16 protein-coding genes are annotated in these 18,179 nt (G+C 66.5%); 6 read left to right on the forward strand and 10 right to left on the reverse strand.

All coding sequences use genetic code 11. The annotated features are described in order from the left end of the window. Positions 1-8: 8 nt before the first annotated feature. From ACOYR4_RS22505 to sucC, 4 genes are all read right to left on the reverse strand, one after another. Positions 9-2,645 (reverse strand): CHASE2 domain-containing serine/threonine-protein kinase, encoded by a 2,637-nt coding sequence (locus tag ACOYR4_RS22505; protein WP_422848124.1) that lies wholly within the window; start codon positions 2,643-2,645, stop codon positions 9-11. A 269-nt stretch (positions 2,646-2,914) separates the two neighbouring features. Next, positions 2,915-3,601, reverse strand: a complete 687-nt coding sequence (locus ACOYR4_RS22510) for a TerC family protein (protein WP_015016293.1) — start codon at positions 3,599-3,601, stop codon at positions 2,915-2,917. Positions 3,602-3,745: 144 nt separating this feature from the next. Continuing rightward, entirely contained in the window at positions 3,746-4,642 is an 897-nt protein-coding gene (gene sucD / locus ACOYR4_RS22515) for a succinate--CoA ligase subunit alpha (protein ID WP_015016294.1), read from the reverse strand. A gap of 15 nt (positions 4,643-4,657) precedes the next feature. Then, the gene (gene sucC / locus ACOYR4_RS22520) at positions 4,658-5,818 is read right to left on the reverse strand and encodes an ADP-forming succinate--CoA ligase subunit beta (protein WP_209816811.1); all 1,161 of its coding nucleotides are present in this window, start codon (positions 5,816-5,818) and stop codon (positions 4,658-4,660) included. A 204-nt stretch (positions 5,819-6,022) separates the two neighbouring features. Here sucC and argC point away from each other — a divergent pair, with 204 nt between their 5' ends. Continuing rightward, a complete protein-coding gene (argC, locus tag ACOYR4_RS22525; protein ID WP_422848125.1) occupies positions 6,023-6,955 on the forward strand; it encodes an N-acetyl-gamma-glutamyl-phosphate reductase in 933 nt (310 codons plus the stop codon). A 55-nt stretch (positions 6,956-7,010) separates the two neighbouring features. On the opposite strand, the gene recX is transcribed toward argC, so the two are convergent. Together recX and recA are read right to left on the reverse strand one after the other, a co-directional pair. Beyond that, positions 7,011-7,469, reverse strand: coding sequence for a recombination regulator RecX (gene recX, locus ACOYR4_RS22530; protein WP_209816809.1), 459 nt, complete (start codon positions 7,467-7,469; stop codon positions 7,011-7,013). A gap of 84 nt (positions 7,470-7,553) precedes the next feature. Beyond that, on the reverse strand, positions 7,554-8,630 hold the full coding sequence (gene recA, locus ACOYR4_RS22535) for a recombinase RecA (RefSeq protein ID WP_015016298.1): 1,077 nt from the start codon (positions 8,628-8,630) through the stop codon (positions 7,554-7,556). A gap of 140 nt (positions 8,631-8,770) precedes the next feature. Here recA and ACOYR4_RS22540 point away from each other — a divergent pair, with 140 nt between their 5' ends. Beyond that, positions 8,771-9,292 (forward strand): MarR family winged helix-turn-helix transcriptional regulator, encoded by a 522-nt coding sequence (locus ACOYR4_RS22540; protein ID WP_422848126.1) that lies wholly within the window; start codon positions 8,771-8,773, stop codon positions 9,290-9,292. 9 nt (positions 9,293-9,301) lie between these two features. On the opposite strand, the gene ACOYR4_RS22545 is transcribed toward ACOYR4_RS22540, so the two are convergent. Further along, on the reverse strand, positions 9,302-10,225 hold the full coding sequence (locus tag ACOYR4_RS22545) for a LysR substrate-binding domain-containing protein (RefSeq protein ID WP_422848127.1): 924 nt from the start codon (positions 10,223-10,225) through the stop codon (positions 9,302-9,304). Between the two features lie 109 nt (positions 10,226-10,334). Here ACOYR4_RS22545 and ACOYR4_RS22550 point away from each other — a divergent pair, with 109 nt between their 5' ends. After that, entirely contained in the window at positions 10,335-11,300 is a 966-nt protein-coding gene (locus ACOYR4_RS22550) for a Bug family tripartite tricarboxylate transporter substrate binding protein (protein WP_422848128.1), read from the forward strand. A gap of 166 nt (positions 11,301-11,466) precedes the next feature. After that, positions 11,467-12,399, forward strand: coding sequence for an N-formylglutamate amidohydrolase (locus ACOYR4_RS22555; protein ID WP_422848129.1), 933 nt, complete (start codon positions 11,467-11,469; stop codon positions 12,397-12,399). Between the two features lie 24 nt (positions 12,400-12,423). Here ACOYR4_RS22555 and ACOYR4_RS22560 read toward each other — a convergent pair whose 3' ends face one another. From ACOYR4_RS22560 to ACOYR4_RS22570, 3 genes are all read right to left on the reverse strand, one after another. Continuing rightward, the gene (locus tag ACOYR4_RS22560; RefSeq protein ID WP_422848130.1) at positions 12,424-13,635 is read right to left on the reverse strand and encodes a serine hydrolase domain-containing protein; all 1,212 of its coding nucleotides are present in this window, start codon (positions 13,633-13,635) and stop codon (positions 12,424-12,426) included. Positions 13,636-13,736: 101 nt separating this feature from the next. Further along, on the reverse strand, positions 13,737-15,149 hold the full coding sequence (locus ACOYR4_RS22565; protein ID WP_422848131.1) for a sensor histidine kinase: 1,413 nt from the start codon (positions 15,147-15,149) through the stop codon (positions 13,737-13,739). Beyond that, complete coding sequence (locus ACOYR4_RS22570) at positions 15,146-15,802, reverse strand: response regulator (RefSeq protein WP_422848132.1); 657 nt, start codon at positions 15,800-15,802, stop codon at positions 15,146-15,148. The genes ACOYR4_RS22565 and ACOYR4_RS22570 overlap by 4 nt, the downstream gene beginning before the upstream one ends. A 148-nt stretch (positions 15,803-15,950) precedes the next feature. On the opposite strand from ACOYR4_RS22570, the gene ACOYR4_RS22575 reads away from it, so the two are divergent. After that, complete coding sequence (locus tag ACOYR4_RS22575; RefSeq protein WP_015016303.1) at positions 15,951-16,625, forward strand: response regulator; 675 nt, start codon at positions 15,951-15,953, stop codon at positions 16,623-16,625. Positions 16,626-16,705: 80 nt separating this feature from the next. Then, positions 16,706-18,157: a sensor histidine kinase N-terminal domain-containing protein gene (locus ACOYR4_RS22580; RefSeq protein WP_422848133.1), complete on the forward strand. Its 1,452-nt coding sequence runs from the start codon at positions 16,706-16,708 to the stop codon at positions 18,155-18,157. Positions 18,158-18,179 lie beyond the last annotated feature (22 nt).

The raw sequence follows: 18,179 nt of genomic DNA on the forward strand, positions 1-18,179 counted from the left end.
GGCGTGCGTCATGGGGCGCCCGAAATCGGCGGGGCTGCCGCACCCCGCACGGCGGGGGGCTCCATCACGGTTTCCTGAAAATCCGCCATTTCTTGCCCTGTTGCATCGCGGTCCGCATCATAGACGACTGCCTCAGGGCTGGATTGCGCGTCGCCCGCCAAGGCCTGCCGCAGGTCCGCCGCAAACTGCCGCCCGGTCTGATAGCGTGCCTCCGGGCGCTTTTGCAAGGACAGCGCCACCACCTTGGCCACAGCCGCTGAAAGTTCAGGGCGCAGCTGCCGCACATCGGGAGCCTCCACGCTCGCAATCTTGTGCATCAGCTCGGTCATGGACGCACCCCGCAGCGGCAGCGTTCCCGTCAGCAACTGGAAGAGGGTGATACCCAGCGAATAAAGATCCGAACGCCCGTCGACCTTCTTTCCGGCCAATTGCTCCGGGGACATGAAGCTGGGGGTCCCTAGAACGAGCCCCGTGCGGGTCTTGCTCGAATCCGTGATGCGCGCAATGCCGAAGTCCGTCACCTTCACCGCGTCGGTGCCGCTGTCAAACATGATGTTGGCCGGCTTGATATCGCGGTGCACCACGTTGTGGGCATGGGCATAGTCCAGCGCATCGGCCACCCTGGCCGCAATGGAGAGCACGATGGGGACTGGCAGCAACCGGTCCTGGCCGCAAGCATGGGTCAGGTCCTGGCCTTTGAGGAACTCCATGGCGATGTAGGCCAAGTCATGCTCCTCGCCGGCATCAAAAATGGTGACGATGTTCGGATGCTGCAATCGCCCCGCAGTTTCGGCTTCGCGGAAAAACCGCGCGCGCGCATCAATCAAGGCATCGCCTTCAAACTCCTGTCCCAAGGCCAGCGTCTTGATGGCCACGACGCGGCCGATCTTGGGATCACGCCCCAGATACACCACCCCCATGGCACCTTTGCCAATTTCGCGGTCAATCTGGTAGCGCCCCAGCATGGGCACGCCCACGCTCGCGTCACCGGGCAGGCGGGGTGTTCCGGCGGAGGCGCCTGGCAAAGAAGCGTCTGCAGCGCCTAAAGAAGCTTGCGCCCCCCCTTGGGCCTGTACCTTGGCACGCTTGTAGCGGCTGCGAGCGTCCTTGTAGTGCCGGTCGTGGCGCAGGATATGTTCGTATACCGCCTGCGCCTTGCCGAAGTGGCGCTTGCGCTCGAAGTCCTCCGCCAGATGGTAGAGATTGTCCAGAAGCGCGCCGCTGGCAGGCACCTTGCGCAAGCGCTCAAAGGCCATGTCCAGCTGCCCTTGGCCTTGTAGAGCCAAGCCCATCATGCGGTCGGCTTCGGCGGCTTCGGCAGAGCGCGCGGAAGTTACGCTGCGCTGCCCCCGGTGCAAAAGTGCCACGACGGTGGTACCGGTCAGTACGGCCAGAACGGGCAACAGCAACGAAAGCCACAAGCCTCCGTAACGCAGAAGCGTCCACTCTGTGACAACACCCGCAAGCACGAGCCCGCCCCCACCCGCCACCAACAAGGGGCGCGCCAAACGGGGCGCTACCAGCACCACATAGAACAGCGCCAGCGCTAACGCAAGCCCAGTGACCGGCATGGCCCAGCCTGGTTCGACTACCCCCAATCCGAGGCGCATGGACGACACGGCTTGCGCAAGCACCTCCACGGGATGGCCGAGACGCGCTCCCACCCTGACTGCGGCAGCGCCCGGCGCATCTGTCATTTCGCCCACCAGCACGATCTTGCCCTTGAGGCTGCCGGCGGGAGCCGTTCCGTCGAGCACATTTGCAGCTGAGAGCGTTGGGAATGTACCTGCACCGTCACCAGACACCTGCCAGCGAGGGCGCAGCATGACTCCTGCATTGGTGGGAATATTCAACCCGCCCAGGCGCAAGCCCTCCGACGCATCCAGCGCACGAAGGTCATCCAGGCCCAGGTGCAGGCTGTGTTGTACCGCCAGCAACGCCAAGGACGGCACCCCGACGCTGTCGTAGCGAAGCAGCAGGGGAATCTGGCGCACGCGGCCGTCGTTGTCGGGCTCTGCGTACACATGCCCCACTCCCGCAGCCACCGTTCCCAGCGACGGGATGGGGTGCTGCGCGGATTGCAGTGTGATTGCAACCGCACCCGGGTCGGGTGCCGTGCTGCGGCGCACGTACGCGGGCAGAGGGGCAGCAGCACCCACATTTTCATACCGCGAGGCCAGAAACACATTGCCCGCCCGCTGGATAGACGCCGCCAAAAGCGCATCTCCGTCCAGCGCGGCTTCTGCCTCTCCCACCACGCGGCCCAGTTCGGCTGTCAGCGAGATTGTTTCTGTCGAAGCTGACAGGGTGTCGCGGATTTTGCGCAGATAGGCCAACCCCCTGTCACTCTGGGGCTGCATGAACGCGGGGGTGTAAACAACGGTTTGGGCACCGGCTGCGGACAGGCGATCAATCAAGCGGGCATGGATATCGCGCGACCAGGGCCACGGGCCCAGTGCTGCCAAGCTGGCATCGTCAATGCCCACAATCACCACGTCGGCCAGCGGGGCGGGTGACGAAGTGCGGATGGCCGCGTCGTAGAGCTTGTGTTCAAGCGTGAGCGATGCGCCCGTCACTGCGCACAGGCCTGCAACAGCCAATGCCACCAATCCGCCCCACAAGCCATCGGTACGCCATCCACCCATCCGCCGCGCCGAGGTTTTTCGTCCCACTTGCTGCTTTTCCACTCAGTATTGGGTGGATTTCAAGCAATAACCGCGCCCAGGCAAACACAGGCAGTCGGGACAGCAGAGACAAGGGGATGGGCGGCGAATCGCTCCCCGGGGCAGCGCCAGGTGCCGTTCTTGTCACGCAGCCTTTCCATAGGAAGTGACTGCCGTGCCATTTTTGTCACACTTTGTATCTGACGCAACGGCCGAGGCCTGCGCGCAAGCCCCGGCCGCAGCTCCAGCCGTCAAGTGGCGGAGGCGCTGTTCGACCCCTTGCGCCAGAACTTGCCGACGCCCACGACCAGCGCTGCGCCGAGTGCGGCCGCCACATAGTGCAGTGCGGGATGCGCCACCGCATAGTCGTGCAAGATGGCATCGCTGGCGATGGTTTCACCACCCACCCAACCAATCAGGGCAGCCCCCAGCACCACGATGATGGGGAAACGCTCCATGAGCTTGATCATGAGGGTGCTACCAAAGATGACCAGCGGAATGCTGATGGCCAAGCCCAGCACCAGCAGCACCACATTGCCCTGTGCCGCAGCGGCCACGGCGATCACGTTGTCGAGGCTCATTACAAGGTCGGCAATGAGAATGGTGCGAACGGCGGCCATCAGGCTGCCATAGGTCTTGGACTCGCCCTCTTCCTCCTCGTCATCGCTGAGCAGCTGAAAGCCAATCCACAGCAACAGGCAGCCGCCCACGATCTGCAGAAACGACAGCTCCAGCAGCTTGGCAGCGACAACGGTCAGCAAAATCCGCAGTACCACGGCAGCGCCAGAGCCCCAGAACACGGCTTTCTTTTGCTGATGGGGGGGAAGGGACCGGGCGGCCAGCGCGATGACCACCGCGTTATCGCCCGAAAGAATGATGTTGATCCAGACGATCTTCACCAGGCCGATCCAGAAATCGGCGCTTTGCAGAAACTCCATGACTGACTCCACTGTTATGAATGCAAGAAGCGCCCGGAACCGGGGTTCCGAGCGCTTCTCTTTTTGTTGGAGCCGCCAGTCTAGCGGTCTGTGCCGAGCGCCGCGTCCGTAATTGTGCTTACGGTCGCGACGGGGCCAGGCAACTTACTTCAGCTGGGCCTTGAGCAGCTTGCCCAGTTCAGACGGGTTGCGCGTGATGACGAAGCCCGACTCTTCCATGATGGCGAGCTTGGCGTCGGCCGTGTCCGCACCGCCGGAGATCAGCGCGCCAGCGTGGCCCATGCGCTTGCCGGGAGGGGCCGTCACGCCGGCGATGAAACCGACCACGGGCTTCTTCATGTTGGCCTTGCACCATTGGGCGGCTTCGGCTTCGTCAGGACCGCCGATTTCGCCGATCATGATCACGGCGTCGGTGTCTGGATCGTCGTTGAAAGCCTTCATCACGTCGATGTGCTTCAGGCCGTTGATGGGGTCGCCACCGATGCCCACGGCGCTCGATTGGCCCAGGCCGACTTCGGTCAACATGGCCACGGCTTCGTACGTCAGCGTGCCCGAGCGGGACACCACGCCGATACGGCCCTTGCGGTGGATGTGACCGGGCATGATGCCGATCTTGATTTCGTCAGGCGTGATCAGGCCAGGGCAGTTGGGGCCCAGCAGCAGCGTCTTCTTGCCGCCGGCAGCTTCCTTGGCCTTCATCTTGTTGCGCACCATCAGCATGTCCTTGACCGGAATGCCTTCGGTGATGCAGATGGCCAGGTCCAGGTCGGCTTCGACGGCTTCCCAGATGGCATCAGCGGCGCCTGCTGGAGGCACGTAGATCACCGACACGGTGGCGCCGGTCTGCTGGGCAGCTTCCTTGACGGAGGCGTAGATTGGGATGTTGAAGATTGACTCGCCCGCCTTCTTGGGGTTCACGCCCGCCACGAAAGCGTTCTTGCCGTTCGCGTATTCCTGGCACTTTTCGGTGTGGAACTGGCCAGTCTTGCCCGTGATGCCCTGGGTGATGACCTTGGTGTCTTTGTTGATGTAGATCGACATGTGTGTTCTCCGGGCTTACTTGACGGCAGCAACGATCTTGGTCGCAGCTTCGGCCATGGTGTCTGCAGCGATGATGGGCAGGCCGGACTCGGCCAGCATCTTCTTGCCCAGCTCTTCGTTCGTGCCCTTCATGCGCACGACCAGCGGCACGTTCAGGTTCACAGCCTTGCAAGCGGTGATCACGCCGGTGGCGATCGTGTCGCACTTCATGATGCCGCCGAAGATGTTGACCAGAATGCCCTTGACCTTGGGGTTCTTGAGCATGATCTTGAAGGCTTCGGTGACCTTCTCGGGGGTAGCACCGCCGCCCACGTCCAGGAAGTTGGCTGGCTCGCCGCCGAACAGCTTGATGGTGTCCATGGTGGCCATGGCCAGGCCCGCACCGTTCACCAGGCAGCCGATGTTGCCGTCCAGGCTGATGTATGCCAGGTCGAACTTGGAGGCTTCGACCTCGGCAGGGTCTTCTTCGTCCAGATCGCGGAAGGCCACGATTTCGGGGTGGCGGAACAGGGCGTTGGCGTCAAAGTTGAACTTCGCGTCCAGGGCCATCAGGTTGCCCTTGGAGTCGCAGTTCAGCGGGTTGATTTCCACCAGCGACGCATCGGTGTCCATGTAGCACTTGTAGATCTTGGCGAAGATGTCCACAGCCTGGTCGATGGAAGCGCCGGTCAGGCCGATGGCAGCAGCGACCTTGCGGCTTTGCGCTTCGGTGATGCCGACCAGCGGGTCGATCATCTCGGTGACGATCTTCTCGGGCGTGGAGTGGGCCACCTCTTCGATGTCCATGCCGCCTTCGCTCGAAGCGATCAGGGCGACCTTCTGCGTGGCGCGGTCGGTGACCAGCGAAACGTACAGTTCGTTCTTGATGTCGGCGCCGTCTTCGATGTACAGGCGGCGGACCTTCTGGCCTTCAGGGCCGGTCTGGTGCGTGACCAGTTGCATGCCCAGGATTTCGCTGGCGCGAGCCTTCACGTCGTCAATGGTCTTGGCAACCTTCACGCCGCCGCCCTTGCCACGGCCACCGGCGTGGATCTGGGCCTTGACCACCCACACGGGGCCGCCGAGCTTCTGGGCTGCTTCCACGGCTTCTTGCACCGTGAATGCGGGAATGCCACGCGGAACGGGCACACCAAAATTGCGCAAGATTTCCTTGCCTTGGTATTCGTGAATCTTCATGAGGTCTCTCTCAGGGAAGGGTGGTAGTTACCCGTTTACCATGAACAGTTGTCTGGCCGCGGGCTTGGGACATGGCAACCCGCGACTGTATCATGCTGCAACGCACCATCCTTGTGCCTGGCTTACATCCAGGGTTGGCGTCGCAGCCTTTCCCATCCCTTTTGTCGGCAGACGCTGCCGTCCCCTTTTTGCAGGAGCACCTCCATGTCCAAAGTCTTTATTGATGGCGAAGCCGGCACCACAGGCCTGCAGATCCGCGAGCGTCTGCAGGCCATGCCGCAGATCGAGCTGGTCAGCATTGCGCCCGAGCTGCGCAAAGATCCTGCCGCCAAGCGCGACCTGATCGCGGGGGTGGATCTGGTGGTGCTGTGCCTGCACGACGACGCCGCGCGTGACACCGTGGCCATGGTGGACGAGATCGAACGCAGCTCGGGCCGACAAGTCAAGGTGATTGATGCCAGCACCGCGCACCGCACGGCCGATGGCTGGGTGTACGGGTTTCCAGAACTCGCCGCATCGCAGGCGCAAGCAGTGCGCGAAGCCAGCCGCGTCTCCAACCCCGGCTGCTACGCCACGGGGGCCATTGCCATCTTGCGCCCGCTGGTCGATGCGGGCCTGATCCCTGCGGACTACCCCTTGAGCCTGCCCTCGGTGTCGGGCTACTCCGGCGGTGGCCGCACGATGATCGAAGCGTACGAGGCAGGTACGGCAGCGCCTTATGAAGCGTATGCGCTGGGCCTGTCGCACAAGCACATCCCCGAGATCCTGCGCTACACCGGGCTCACACGCCGCCCGGTGTTCATCCCCGCCGTGGGCAACTTCCGCCAGGGCATGTTGGTGCAGTTGCCGCTGCACCTGGACCTGCTGCCCCAAGCCCCCAAGGCCAGCGACCTGCACGACGCGCTGGCTGCCCACTACAGCCGCACCAACACGCCCGAACAATGGGTGAGCGTGCTGCCGCCCACCGATGATTTGAAGCTGGCGGCCGACACGCTGACCGACACCAACAAGCTGGAGTTGCGCGTGTTTGCCAACGAACAATACCGGCAAGCCGTGGTCATTGCGCGCCTGGACAACCTGGGCAAGGGCGCCAGCGGTGCCGCCGTGCAGAACCTGCAATTGATGCTGGGTGTGTAAGCGCACCCGAGTCCTTGAGAAGATGAGGAAAAGGCCCCACGGGTCAGCAGTGCGCTCACCCCTCGTCGGAATCGTCGGCGCCCTGCACGGCGCGCCGCACCACATCGCCTGAAAATCCCCGCGCCAGCAAGAAGCGCACGTGCTTGGCACGGGTTTGCGGGTCTGCGGCGGGCTCGCCAAACTTGCGGCGCCACACCTCGCGGGCACGCTCCAGTTCGCTGCCCTGCAGCTGGGCCACGGCCTGCTGCACGGCCTCTGCGCCCAGCCCTTTGGATTGCAGCTCTTGCCGGATGCGCGATGCACCCAGGCGACCGGCGCGCCGGTTCAGCACCGACTCCACGACCCGCGCCTCGCTGATGAAGTCCCGGGCCTGCAGGTCGTCCAGCACGGCCTCCAGGTCTTCGCCCTCTTGCACATGGGGGCTGAGCTTGCGCTGCAGCTCGGCCCGCGAATGTTCGCGCTGGCTCAGCAGCCGCAGTGCACGGCCTTTGAGCGAGAGCGCAATGAATCCCATGGCTGACCAAACGCTATATTTTCAATAGCTGCAGGCGCATATGGAATGTGCGCCTGCAGGCCATTTGGCTTCAAAAACCGTCAATCACTCGTCGGCAGCCGCTGCTGGAGCCTGCAGTGCGCCAGGCAGCAGCGCAATGCCCAGCCCTTCGCGCACCTTGTTCTCGATCTCGCGGGCCAGGTCGGGGTTTTCACGCAAAAACTCGCGGGCGTTGTCACGGCCCTGACCGATCTTCTCGCCGTTGTAGGCGTACCAGGCGCCGCTCTTTTCGATGACCTTGGCGTTCACGCCCATGTCGATGATCTCGCCTTCGCGGCTGATGCCTTCGCCAAACAGGATGTCGAACTCGGCCGTCTTGAAGGGCGGGCTTACCTTGTTCTTCACCACCTTCACCTTGGTCTCGTTGCCGATGGCTTCGTCGCCCTTCTTGATGGTGCCGGTGCGACGGATATCGAGGCGCACGGAGGCATAGAACTTGAGCGCGTTACCGCCGGTCGTCGTTTCGGGCGAGCCGAACATCACGCCGATCTTCATGCGGATCTGGTTGATGAAGATGACCATGCAGTTGGTCTTCTTGATCGTGGCGGTCAGCTTGCGCAGCGCCTGGCTCATCAGGCGGGCCTGCAGGCCTGGCAGGGCATCGCCCATCTCGCCTTCGATTTCGGCCTTGGGTGTGAGGGCTGCCACCGAGTCCACGATGATCAGGTCCACGGCACCGGAACGCACCAGGCTGTCCACGATTTCCAGGGCTTGTTCACCCGTGTCGGGCTGGCTGATGAGCAGGTCGGACAGCTGCACGCCCAGCTTCTGGGCATATTGCACGTCGAGGGCGTGCTCGGCATCGACAAACGCGCAGGTGCCGCCCTGCTTTTGCATCTCGGCCACCACCTGCAGCGTGAGCGTGGTCTTGCCCGACGATTCCGGTCCGTAGATCTCGACCACACGGCCGCGCGGCAGGCCGCCCACGCCCAGGGCAATGTCCAGGCCCAGGGAGCCGGTGGAGACCACCTGGATGTCCTCGATCACCTCGCCTTCACCCAGGCGCATGATCGTGCCCTTGCCAAATTGCTTCTCGATCTGGGCGAGCGCGGCGGCCAGGGCCTTGGCCTTTTCGGTGTTCACGGGCAATGCGGGGTTGGTGCCTTTGACTGCGACGTCCATGAGAAACTCCTTGAAAAACAATAGGTTGGATGCTTGCATCGCTCTGCAGTTAATCACAGGCTGGATGCTTGAACAGTAGTTTATGCGAGCAATGAAATCCAGATAAAGCGATTTTTAGTCAGTTTGCCTGACAATATCGCATGGCCGATTTTTCTCCTGCCGCCGTCTCCACCCCATCCGCCCCGGGAGCTGATGACCGCTGGCGCCAAACCCACCTGGGCCGCCTGATGGGCAGTGCATTGCGCCGCTTCGACGCGCGGGTGCTGCAGCTCATGGCGCACAACGTGGAGGTGCCGCTGGCGCTGTCCAACCTCGCGGCGCGCGACCAGGTGACGGCCGCCCATGTGCACATCACGCGCCACCTTGCCTTGCAGGGCGACCGGCTGACCGACCTGGCCCAGCGCGCGGGCATGACCAAGCAGGCCATGGCCAACCTGGTGGACCAGTGCGAGGCCTGGGGGCTGGTCACACGGCAGGCAGACCCGCTGGATGCGCGGGCGCGCCGCGTGTGCTTCACGCCCACCGGCCTGGCGTGGCTGCAAGCGTTCCGGGATGCAGTGGCGCAGGCCGAGGCGGAGTTCCGCGCCGAGGTGGGCCAAGATGTGGCCACCGTGGTGGCGATCGGGCTGGAGGCCTATGCGGGCGGCGATACGGGCGTCTAAGAACTGGTTCTATGCCCCCACAGGCTCAGCGCACGCCAGCAACCATTCCTTGAAGCACTGCAGCGCGTGCAGCTGCGTGCGGCCTTCGGGGTAGCAGAACCAGTAGCCCACATCGCTGCGGTAGCCGCCGCGCAGGTCGGCGCCGGGCATGGGCTCGCGCACCAGGCCCGCCGTGATTTCGTCCTGCACCAGGCAGCGCGGCACCAGCGCGAGACCCATGCCTGCCATCACGGCGCGGATCATGGTCTGGAACTGGTCAAACTGCGGCCCGGCCAGCGGGTCGATGAGGCCCTCCACCCCGTGCGTCTCGCTCCAGCGCAACCACGCCTCAGGCACGGTCACATGGCGCAGCAGGGTGTAGCGGGCCAGATCGCGTGGGGTGTGGATGGGCCAGTCGGCCACCTTGGTGCGGGGCGCGATCAGCGCCACCTCGTTGCCTGTGATGTGGTGGGCGTGCGCGCCGGGCCAGTGGCCGTCGCCGAACAGGATGGCGCAGTCCAGCTCGGGGCGGGTGAAGTCGTAGCTGTGCACATAGGGCACAAAGTGCAGCGTGATTTGCGGGTGCTGCTGCTGGAACTGGGGCAGGCGCGGAATGAGCCACTTGGCCGCGAACGTGGGCAGGCTGGACAGGTGCAGCGCGCCGCCGCCGTCGTCGCTGGTGATCAGCTCCAGCGTGGCCGCCTCCAGCTGCGCCAGCACGCCGCGCACGGCTTTTTCGTAGCGCTCGCCGGCGGGGGTCAGCGCCAGGCGCTTGCGGCTGCGCTCGAACAGCGGCACGCCCACCCAGCCCTCCAGCTCCTTGACCTGCTTGCTGACCGCGCTTTGGGTGAGGTGCAGGGCGTCGGCCGCGCGGGAGACGCTGCCAAATCGCGTGACCATAGAGAACGCGCGCAACAGGTGCAAAGGGGGCGACAACCGGCGGAGGGAGGACATGGGCTCAGCGCTTGAACATTCCAATATGGAATGTTATCAGGCCCAACCATTGCTTGTTGATTGGGAGCAGCCTTCGTAACCTTAAGGCTCCCCAACAGGAGAATCCTCCATGCAACGCCGTCATATGCTCTCAGCGCTGGCCGCTGTATCTTTCTTTCCTGGAATATCCTTGGCGCAAGAGGGCAAGCCCCTGCGCATCATCGTGCCCTTCCCCCCGGGCGGAGCGACCGACATCACGGCCCGTAGCCTGCAAGAGCCGCTGGCGCGCATCCTCAAACAGCCCGTGGTGCTGGAAAACCGGGGCGGCGCAGGTGGCTCCATCGGCATGGCCGAAGTGGCGCGGGCTCCGGCGGACGGCCTCACCCTGGGGGTGGCCACGCTGTCCACCCATGGCGTGAACCCCGCCGTCTACAGCAAGCTGCCGTACGACCCCACCAAGGACTTTGTGGGCGTGACCGAGATCGTCAAGGCGCCTGGCGTGATCGTGGTGAATCCGACGGTACTGCCCGTCAAGGACCTCGCCGAGCTGGTGAAATACCTCAAGGCCAACCCCGGCAAGGTGTCGTACGCCACCCCCGGCAATGGCACCATCGGCCACATGTGGGGCGAGCTGTTCAAGCGCGCATCGGGCACCTCCATGGTCCACATCGCCTACCGGGGCGCGGGCCCCGCCATCAACGATGTGCTGGCGGGCCAGGTAGGGGTTTACTTTGACCAGGTGGCCTCATCGCTGCCGTACATCAAGGCGGGCAAGCTCAGGGCGCTGGCCGTGTCCTGGCCCGTGCGGCTGGACGTGCTGCCCGACGTGCCCACCTACGCCGCGCTGGGCTACAAGCAGGCCAACGAACCCTCGTGGTTTGGCCTGGTCGCCCCCACGGGCACACCCACCGCCGTGGTGGACCGCATTCAGCAGGCTGTGGCCCAGGCCCTGAAGGAACCCACTGTGCGGGAGCGTCTGGCGGGGCAGGGCCTGTACCCATCGGGCACAACGTCCAAAGAGTTCACCGCGCAGATCGCCCACGAGATCGAGAAAATGAAGGGGGTTGCCGCCTACGCCAAGGTGGTGCTCGACTGACCTGACTTCCCCCGGGCCCTGAGCCCCGGGGACGGCCACAGCTGGGATGGTGAGACGACGCAGGCAAGCCTGCTTCCCGGGCCTGCTCAAGGTCTCAGGGATAACCATAGTCACATCCCGGTCTGGGCGGCTAGGCCGGCCGCCCTCCTTTGCGCACACTCTGCCTATGCATGCAGCTTTGAAACTGATCCACCACCGCTTCCAGCAAGCCCAGCCCGGCGTCACCGGCTCCCCGGGGCTTGCCACCCAACCCTCCACCGCCACCGTCACTGCGGTGCCCGGCAGCACCCCGCTGGTACTCGACTCTCCCCACAGCGGCACCCAATACCCCGACGACTTTGGCTCCGCCCTCGACCTGGCCACGCTGCGCCGGGCCGAAGACACGCACGTCGAGAAGATCTACGCCTTTGCCCCCGCGCTCGGCGTGGCCTGGGTCGAGGCCCATTTCCCCCGCATCTACCTGGACGCCAACCGCGACACCACCGAGCTGGACACCAGCCTGCTCGACGGCGACTGGCCCGACCCCATTTCCACCGACCCCAAGGTGCTCAGCAAGGTGCGCTTGGGCAAGGGGCTGATCTGGAAGTTCACCGACCAGGGCGAGCCCATCTACCAGCGCCAGCTCACCGTGGCCGAGGTGCGCGCGCGCATTGACCGCTGCTGGCGCCCGTACCACGCCGCCGTGGCACAGGCCATCGATGCCGCCCACGCGCGCCATGGCTACAGCATCCACCTCAACTGCCACTCCATGCCCGCTGTGGCCGGGCGCTTTGCCACCGAGTTTCCGGGGCTGGAGCATGCCGACTTCGTAGTGGGCGACCGGGACGGCACCACCGCCAGCCCGGCGCTGTCGGCGCTGATCTGCGAGCACCTGCGCGCGTGCGGCTACAGCGTCGAATACAACCACCCCTACAAGGGCGTGGAACTGGTGCGCCGCTACAGCAACCCCGCGCAGCACCGCCACAGCATCCAGGTCGAGATCAACCGCAAGCTCTACATGGACGAGCAGACGCTCGCCCAGCACCCCGAGGGCATGGCCCGCCTGCAGGCCGACCTGCAAGCCCTGGTACACAAGCTGCTGGCGCACGACCCGCGCTGAGCACCCGGCGCGGGCCCGGCGGGCTCAGGCCACCAGCGTGGAGACACCGTCGTAGAGCTGGCCCATGCTCTCTGCCGTGGCGATGTTGCTGTGGGCCAGGCCCGCGCGCGAGCCATCGAGTGCGACCACCGACATGGCCTGAAAGCCCGCGTCCTGGCCGTTGTGCAGCAACCAGCCTGTGCCGTGCGCCGCATGCACCAGCCAACCCAGGCCATAGCGGCCTGCGGGGGCGTGCCCCAGGTCCTGCAGACCCTTCACGTAGCTTCGCGGCAAGGGGGTGGCGTCGCCGCGCAGTGCCCGCAGATGCCACTGCAGCCACCGTGCGTCCTCCTCCACCGTCAGGCTCACGGCGCCTGCCGGGTCCAAGACCTCCAGCCACACACGTTCCGGCGCTTCGGCCAGCGGCAGGGGCTGCAGCCGCCCGTCCAGGATTTCATGCCCGGCGGACTGCTGGCTGCCCGCACGCATCGGCTCTCCCACAAAGAGCGACAGGCCCAGGGGCTGGGCCACGCGCTGGCGCAGCAGATCCGCCCACCCCAGGCCCGTGGCCGCGCGCAGCATGCGGGCCGCCAGCGCATAGCCTGCGTTGGAGTAGGCAAAGCCAGGGTCTGCGCCCGTGCCGCGAACGGGCGGCTGGCGCAGCAGCCACTGCAGGAAGAACGCCTCCGCCTGCGCAGGTTGCTGCCAGCGCGCCAGCACCTCGGGGCCCACTGCATTCACGAACAGGTCCACGTCTTCTATGGCTGAAAAACCCATCACCCCGGCGCGGTGGTCCAGCAGGTCGCGCAGCGTGATCTGCTGGTAGGCGGGCAGGGCGCTTTGCGCCAGCTCGGGCAAGGTCTGGGCCAGCGTGCTGTCCCAGCGCAGCAGGCCCTGGTCCACCACGCTCGCGGCCGCGCAGGCCGTCATGGCCTTGGTGTTGGAGCCGATGGCCATCAGGTCGCCCGTGGCCAGGGGCGCATTGCCCCCCAGGCGGCGCATCCCCGCGACGGCTGTGCGGACCTGGCGCGGGTCTGCCCACCCGGCTGCTGCGCCCACCACGCCTTGCTTCACCAGCCCTTGGGCCAGAGTCTGCACCCGCTTGTGGGCTTCGCGGGGACCGTCGTCGTCGCCCCCACCGCAGGCGGTGAGCACACTGCCCAGCGTGGACAGGCCTGCAGCGGCCAGCCAGTGGCGGCGCGAGAGAATGGGGGCGCTGGGCACCGTGGACGGGGTAACAAGGCGGGTAGGGTTCATGGCATCTCGTGAAGTGAAGAAGATGCCGGGATTGTTGAAACGCCAACCTTGGGCGAACCCAAAGATCTGTGTGGGGAATGGAGGCTTGCGGATGCAGGTTGTCAGCCAGCCACCGGCCAGCGCAGCGTGAAGCCCACGCCCCGTCCGTGCAGCCCCGGCCCCAGGCAGACCTGCCCGCCCAGGTGGCCCATGGCCTGCTGCGCAATGGTGAGCCCCAGGCCCGATCCGCTGCTGCGCGCGCGGGGCGAGCGCCAGAAGCGCTCGAACACCCGGTCCTGCTCGCCCGCCGCTATGCCCGGGCCGTCATCGGCAATCCAGACCACCACGTCGCCGCCCTCCTGCCGCACCCGCAACTGCACCTCGCGCCCCGCGCCCGGGCCACAGCCGTGCTTGAGCGCGTTGTCCAGCACATTGCCCAGGGCGGACCAGAGCAGCTGGCGGTCCAACGGCAGGTCCAGCGTGTCCGGGCCATCGAGCGACAGCTCCACGCCCAGGCCCTCGGCCCAGTCCGCGCGCTCGGCCAGGCAGTCCTGCAGCAGCGCCATCAGGTCCTGGGGCGCGGTGGGGCGCTGCGCGGGGGCTTCTTCCAGTGCCGCCAGCGTGAGCAGCTGTTCGCTCAGGTGCGCGGCGCGCTGCACGGCGCGCATCAGCGCCTCGCTGGCCTGCGCGCGTGCGGGGCCTTCGGGGGCTTGCGCCAGCACATGGGCCTGGGTGGCGATGACGGCCATGGGCGTGCGCAGCTCGTGGGCAGCGTCATGCACCAGCGCCTTTTCGCGCGCCAGGTGGGCGCGCAGGCGGGCCAGCAGCTGGTCGAACGACTGGGCCAGGCCGTGCAGCTCGCGCTGGGGCGGCAGGTGCTGCAGCGGCCGCAGGTCGTGGGCCGAGCGGGCGGCGATCTGGGCATCCAGCCGCGCCAGCGGGCGCAGCCCCGTGCGCACGGCCAACCACAGCGGCAAGCCCACCAGCGGCAGCGCCAGCAGCACCGAGGCCGCCAGATCTTCGCCCATGAAGCCCAGCAGCCGCGCATCGGCCAGGCGGGGCTCGGCCACCACCACGCGCCAGGGGCCCGTGCTTTCCCACGCCACCCAATGGGGTGTGCCAGCCACGTCCATCGCGGCATGGCCTGCGTCGCCCGCCAGCACCACCGCGTGCACACCGGCCGTGCTGCTGTGCAGCAGCTGGCCTGTGCGGTCCTGCAGCTGCAGCAGCACCAAGGTGCCCTGCAGCAGATCCACATCGGCGCGCATGGCGTTGAGGGTGTGGGCCATGCCGTGCACCAGCGCGCGGGCCTCGGCGGGCTGGTCCAGCGTGGCCAGCGCCCCTGCCAGCCCCTGCGCGAGCTGGCGCACGCCGGGGTTGGTGTCCATGGCGCGGTAGTGGGTGATGGCCGCCTGGCCCAGCAGCACCAGCCATACCAGCGCCATGGCTGCGAGCAGCGCCAGCAGGGTGCGGCGCATGAGGCTCGGGCCCCACCAGCCGCGTGGGCGCGCGGGGGTTTCGGTCGGTGGTGTCATGGCTGCAGCCGGTAGCCCACGCCACGCACCGTGACCACGCGCTCTGCGCCGATCTTCTTGCGCAGGTTGGAGACATGCACCTCCAGCGTGGCGGCGTCCAGCGCGTCGCCCAGGGGTTCGAGACGCTGGGCAAGCACGTTCTTGGCCACCACCTTGCCGGGTTCGCGCGCCAGCTCCACCAGCAGCCGGAACTCGCGCGGCGACAGCGCCAGGGGCTCGTCGCCCACCCAGGCCTCGTGCCGCTGGGGCGCCAGGCGCAGCGCGCCCAGCGTCCACTCCTCGCTGGCCTGGCGCGCACTGCGCCGCAACACGGCGTGCAAGCGCGACAGCAGCTCGGGCACGTCGAAGGGCTTGAGCACGTAGTCGTCGGCACCGCCATCCAGGCCGTCAAGCCGGTCCTGCAAGGCGGTGCGGGCCGTGATCACGATCACCGGCAGGCTGAGGCCCGCGCGGCGCCAGCGGCGCAGCAGCGCCATGCCCTGGCCGTCGGGCAGGGTCAGGTCCAGCAGCACGGCGGCGACCTCGTTGGCGTCGGGCAGGGGCGGCGTGGCGGCCACGCTGCGCAGCCATTGCACCGTGAAGCCGCCCTGCTGCAGGGCTTGCAGCAGGGCCTGGCCCAGGTCCAGGTCGTCTTCGATGAGCAGGATGTGCATGGCCGCCATTTTCCGTGCCCCAGCTTGCAGCCAGCCAAAGGCGCCGGAACAGGAGCCGGCGTCTTTGGGCACCCTAAAATCCTCGCACAGGCAGACAATGACGACACAGGCCCGCCCACGGGCCGCACCACCCAAGGAGACAGTCCGCATGCGCATCCTCATTGCCGAAGACGACCAGGTGCTGGCCGATGGCCTGCTGCGCACGCTGCGTGCCTCGGGCGCCGTGGTGGACCATGTCGCCAGCGGCAGCGAGGCCGACGCGGCGCTCATGACCAACAACGAGTTCGACCTGCTCATTCTGGACCTGGGCCTGCCCAAGATGCATGGGCTGGAAGTGCTCAAAAAGCTGCGCGGCCGGGGTTCCGCCCTGCCGGTGCTGATCCTCACCGCCGCCGACAGCGTGGAAGAGCGCGTGAAGGGCCTGGACTTTGGTGCCGACGACTACATGGCCAAGCCCTTCAGCCTGCAGGAGCTGGAAGCCCGCGTGCGCGCCCTCACGCGCCGGGGCATGGGCGGCACCAGCAGCGCCATCAAGCACGGCCCGCTGGTGTACGACCAGGCCGGCCGCGTGGCCACCATCGACGGCAAGATGATCGAACTGTCCGCCCGCGAGCTGGGCCTGCTGGAGGTGCTGCTGCAGCGCGCCGGCCGCCTGGTGAGCAAGGAGCAGCTGGTGGAGCGCCTGTGCGAGTGGGGCGAAGAGGTGAGCAACAACGCCATCGAGGTCTACATCCACCGCCTGCGCAAGAAGATCGAGGGCGGGCCCATCCGCATTGCCACCGTTCGCGGCCTGGGCTACTGCCTTGAGAAGATCCCCAGTTAACTATCAAAACGATAGCTGCTCGTGCATATGAATCTAGCGCTATCGGGTGTTTTGGCTTCAAAAATGCCACGGCGGGCGCTGTGAAGATCTTCCAGCGCGAGCAGCGCTCCCTGTTCGGCGAAATCCTCGACTGGATGCTCACGCCGCTGCTGCTGCTGTGGCCGGTGAGCCTGGCGCTGACCTGGCTGGTGGCGCAGGGCCTGGCCAACAAGCCGTTTGACCGCGCGCTGGAGTACAACGCCCACGCCCTCGCCCAACTGGTGAGCGTGGTGGGCGACAAGGCCCAGTTCAACCTGCCCCAGCCCGCCAGCGAGATCCTGCGGGCCGACGACTCCGACATCGTGTACTACCAGGTCATCGGCCCGGGCGGCGAATTCCTCTCGGGCGAGCGCGAACTGCCCGAGCCCCCGAGCGACGAGGTGCCCCTGTCCGGCGAGGTGCGCCTGCGCGATGCCGAGATGCGCGGCATTGACATCCGCGTGGCCTACATCTGGGTGCGCCTGCCGCTGAAAGACACGCCGTTGGCGCTGGTCCAGGTGGCCGAGACGCGCGAAAAGCGCAGCGTGCTGGCCACAGAAATCATCAAGGGCGTGATGCTGCCGCAGTTCGTCATCCTGCCGCTGGCGGTGCTGCTGGTGTGGCTGGCGCTGGCGCGGGGCATCCAGCCGCTCAACCAGCTGGAGCAGCGCATCCGCGCGCGCAACCCCGACGACCTCTCGCCCCTGGACGACCGCACCGTGCCGCTCGAAGTGGCGCCGCTGGTGTCGTCCGTGAACGACTTGCTCACGCGCCTGAACGATTCGCTCGCCACCCAAAAGCGCTTTCTGGCCGACGCCGCCCACCAGCTCAAGACCCCGCTGGCGGGCCTGCGCATGCAGGCCGACCTGGCCCAGCGCGAAGGCACCAGCACCGAAGAACTCAAGCGCTCGCTGCAGCAGATCGGCCGCTCCAGCATCCGCGCCACACACACCGTCAACCAGCTGCTGGCCTTGGCGCGGGCCGAGGGCAGCGGCGTGGGCATTGCCCGCCAGCCGTGTGACCTGGCGCGCCTGGTGATCGAGGTGGTGCGCGACTCGGTGCCCCGCGCGCTCGACAAGCACATCGACCTGGGCTACGACGGCGCCGAGCCCGGATCGCCGGGCGTGCTGATCGACGGCAACCCCACGCTGCTCAAGGAGCTGGTGCGCAACCTGGTGGACAACGCCATCAACTACACCCCCTCCACGCCCGACAAGCCCGGCGTGGTCACCGCCCGCGTGCTGGCCGACACCTTCGGCCATGTGCTGCTGCTGCAGGTCGAGGACTCCGGCCCCGGCGTGCCCGAGGCCGAGCGCGAGCTGGTGTTCCAGCCGTTCTACCGCGCCCTGGGCAGCGAGGCCGACGGCTCCGGGCTGGGCCTGCCCATCGTGCTGGAGATTGCCAGCAAGCACGATGCCGAGGTCACGCTCGAAGACGCGCGCCCTGGGCAGACCCCGCCCGGCGCGCGCTTCAGCGTGCGGTTTGCGGCGCGGGACGTGGTGGCGGGCAGCTGACCCTGTGGCAGAAGACAAGGCC

It is taken from the genome of Acidovorax sp. M14 (genome assembly GCF_049331375.1).
Lineage (GTDB): Bacteria > Pseudomonadota > Gammaproteobacteria > Burkholderiales > Burkholderiaceae_C > Acidovorax.

Bases quoted from the DNA above. Each gene is read 5' to 3' on its own strand.
- ACOYR4_RS22505 (WP_422848124.1), bottom strand. From the start codon at position 2,645: ATGGGTGGATGGCGTACCGATGGCTTGTGGGGCGGATTGGTGGCATTG.
- ACOYR4_RS22510 (WP_015016293.1), bottom strand. From the start codon at position 3,601: ATGGAGTTTCTGCAAAGCGCCGATTTCTGGATCGGCCTGGTGAAGATC.
- sucD (WP_015016294.1), bottom strand. From the start codon at position 4,642: ATGTCGATCTACATCAACAAAGACACCAAGGTCATCACCCAGGGCATC.
- sucC (WP_209816811.1), bottom strand. From the start codon at position 5,818: ATGAAGATTCACGAATACCAAGGCAAGGAAATCTTGCGCAATTTTGGT.
- argC (WP_422848125.1), top strand. From the start codon at position 6,023: ATGTCCAAAGTCTTTATTGATGGCGAAGCCGGCACCACAGGCCTGCAG.
- recX (WP_209816809.1), bottom strand. From the start codon at position 7,469: ATGGGATTCATTGCGCTCTCGCTCAAAGGCCGTGCACTGCGGCTGCTG.
- recA (WP_015016298.1), bottom strand. From the start codon at position 8,630: ATGGACGTCGCAGTCAAAGGCACCAACCCCGCATTGCCCGTGAACACC.
- ACOYR4_RS22540 (WP_422848126.1), top strand. From the start codon at position 8,771: ATGGCCGATTTTTCTCCTGCCGCCGTCTCCACCCCATCCGCCCCGGGA.
- ACOYR4_RS22545 (WP_422848127.1), bottom strand. From the start codon at position 10,225: ATGTCCTCCCTCCGCCGGTTGTCGCCCCCTTTGCACCTGTTGCGCGCG.
- ACOYR4_RS22550 (WP_422848128.1), top strand. From the start codon at position 10,335: ATGCAACGCCGTCATATGCTCTCAGCGCTGGCCGCTGTATCTTTCTTT.
- ACOYR4_RS22555 (WP_422848129.1), top strand. From the start codon at position 11,467: ATGCATGCAGCTTTGAAACTGATCCACCACCGCTTCCAGCAAGCCCAG.
- ACOYR4_RS22560 (WP_422848130.1), bottom strand. From the start codon at position 13,635: ATGAACCCTACCCGCCTTGTTACCCCGTCCACGGTGCCCAGCGCCCCC.
- ACOYR4_RS22565 (WP_422848131.1), bottom strand. From the start codon at position 15,149: ATGACACCACCGACCGAAACCCCCGCGCGCCCACGCGGCTGGTGGGGC.
- ACOYR4_RS22570 (WP_422848132.1), bottom strand. From the start codon at position 15,802: ATGCACATCCTGCTCATCGAAGACGACCTGGACCTGGGCCAGGCCCTG.
- ACOYR4_RS22575 (WP_015016303.1), top strand. From the start codon at position 15,951: ATGCGCATCCTCATTGCCGAAGACGACCAGGTGCTGGCCGATGGCCTG.